The 2172-nt window shown below is 61.7% G+C and carries 2 protein-coding genes; one reads left to right on the top strand and one right to left on the bottom strand.

The window, feature by feature from the left end; genetic code table 11:
• Positions 1-211: 211 nt before the first annotated feature.
• Entirely contained in the window at positions 212-526 is a 315-nt protein-coding gene (gene psb28 / locus NW853_RS01270; RefSeq protein WP_414335669.1) for a photosystem II reaction center protein Psb28, read from the top strand.
• Between the two features lie 11 nt (positions 527-537).
• On the opposite strand, the gene gatA is transcribed toward psb28, so the two are convergent.
• Positions 538-2052 (bottom strand): Asp-tRNA(Asn)/Glu-tRNA(Gln) amidotransferase subunit GatA, encoded by a 1515-nt coding sequence (gene gatA / locus NW853_RS01265; protein ID WP_414347268.1) that lies wholly within the window; start codon positions 2050-2052, stop codon positions 538-540.
• Positions 2053-2172 lie beyond the last annotated feature (120 nt).

Below are 2172 nucleotides of genomic sequence, written 5' to 3'. Positions count from 1 at the left end.
GGGGCTGGGGGTGAGGGGATTCCCCAGGGAGAGGGGCTGGGGGTGAGGGGATTCCTCAGGGAGAGGGGCTGGGGGTGAGGGGATTCCTCAGGGAGAGGGGCTGGGGGTGGTCGCGTGAGCGGCGCGGAGCGCTTGGGCCGCTAGCGGCAAAGTGTCTTAATCGTATCTGGAACAACTATAATGGCCTGAATCGGTTATTTTTTTAAGCATCATGGTCAGTATCGAATTTTCTCCCGGCATTCCAGAAGTGCCCACCCAAGTACGGCTGCTGAAATCCAAAACCGGCAAGCGGGGATCCGCCATTTTTCGCTTCGAGGAGCTGAAGTCCGACACGCAAAACATCCTCGGCATGCGGATGATCGACGAAGAAGGGGAGCTGACCACCCGCAACATCAAGGCCAAGTTCCTAAACGGAGAATTCAAGGCCCTGGAAGTGATCTACGACATGGAAACAGAAGCCGAGTGGGATCGCTTCCTGCGCTTTATGGAGCGCTTCTCGGCGGCCAACCAGATGGGCATTGCCTAGCTGCTGGATCCTCAGCTTTTGGCTTTTTTGCTCCCTTTGCCAGGCTGGACGGGGGCAGATCCCTGGGTCTTTTCAATCGAAGGCTGCTCCAGTGGGGGCCGTCGCTGGTGCCAGTCGGTGCTTTGCTCGTAGGCATAGGCAACCCGCAGCACCTTGCTCTCTTGCAGGGCGTTGCCCACGATTTGCAAGCCAATCGGCAGCCCATCGGCAAAGCCACAGGGCAGGCTTAGCCCCGGCAAGCCCGCCAGGTTGACCGGGATCGTCATCAGGTCGCACAGGTACATGCTCAAGGGATCCTCCCGCTCGCCGCTTTTGAAGGCCGGCGTGGGGGTGGTGGGGCTGACCAACACATCCACCTTCTCGAAGGCCCGCAGAAAATCTTGCTTGATCAAGGTGCGCACCTTCTGGGCCTTGAGGTAGTAGGCATCGTAGTAGCCGGCAGAGAGGGCATAAGTGCCGATCATAATGCGCCGCTTCACCTCCGGCCCAAAGCCGCGGGCGCGGGTCTTGCCATACATAGCCAAGAGCGAGTCGGCAGGTTCCCGCAGGCCGTACTTGACGCCGTCGTAGCGGGCCAGATTGGAAGAAGCTTCCGAAGGAGCAATGATGTAGTAGGTGGCCAGGCCGTAGCGAAAGCTGGGGCAGTCGATCTCCAGGATCTCCGCCCCCAGCTCCTGCAGGTGTTGGATGGCCGCTTGCACAGCCGCGCGGGTCTCTTCCCCACACCCTTCCCCCAGCAGGTCGCGGATCACGCCAATCTTGAAGCCCTTGATATCGGGGATCAAAGCCTGGCTGTAGTCCGGGATCTCCACCCTAAGGCTGGTGGAGTCCATGGGGTCGTGGCCGGCAATCCCCTGCAGCAGCAGGGCCACATCCTCCACCGTGCGCCCAAACGGCCCCACCTGATCCAGAGAAGAGGCAAAGGCCACCAGCCCATAGCGGGAGACCAGCCCGTAGGTGGGCTTGAGGCCAACCACGCCACAGAAGGCCGCCGGCTGGCGGATCGATCCCCCCGTATCCGATCCCAAGGCCACCACCGCCTGGTCTGCCGCCACCGCCGCCGCCGACCCGCCTGAGGATCCCCCTGGCACCCGCGTCAGATCCCAGGGGTTGGCAGTGCGCTGAAAGGCCGAGTTTTCCGTGGAGCTGCCCATGGCAAACTCGTCCAGGTTGGTCTTGCCCACCGTCACCATGCCGGCTGCCGCCAGCCGCGCCGTCACCGTTGACTCGTAGGGCGGAATAAACCCCTCCAGAATCCGAGAAGCGCAGGTGGTGCGGATCCCTTGGGTGCAGAGGTTATCTTTCACAGCCAACGGGATCCCGGCCAGCGGACCAATCGCCTCCCCGGCGCGAATGCGGGCATCCACCGCCCTAGCCTGTTGCAGCGCCAGCTCCTCGGTGACAGTAATAAAGCTCTTAAGCTGCGGCTCCAGCCGGTGCAGGCGCTCCAGGTATTCGCGCGCGATCTCCTCAGCTGAGCGCTCTTTGCTCACCAACTGGCGGTGCAGAGCACGGATAACAGACATAGGCAAACTCGCAAGGAAGAGAAAGGCCGATCGAGCAACGTCAAAGTTCTCTCCAGATTAATCCAGCACGGATCCCTACTAACTCCCCTCTCCCTCAGGGAGAGGGGCCGGGGGTGAGGG

It is taken from the genome of Synechococcus sp. H55.11, assembly GCF_047462475.1.
Lineage (GTDB): Bacteria > Cyanobacteriota > Cyanobacteriia > Thermostichales > Thermostichaceae > Thermostichus.
Note: the sequence above shows the minus strand (reverse complement) of the source record. Positions and strands in the feature narration are given on the sequence as shown.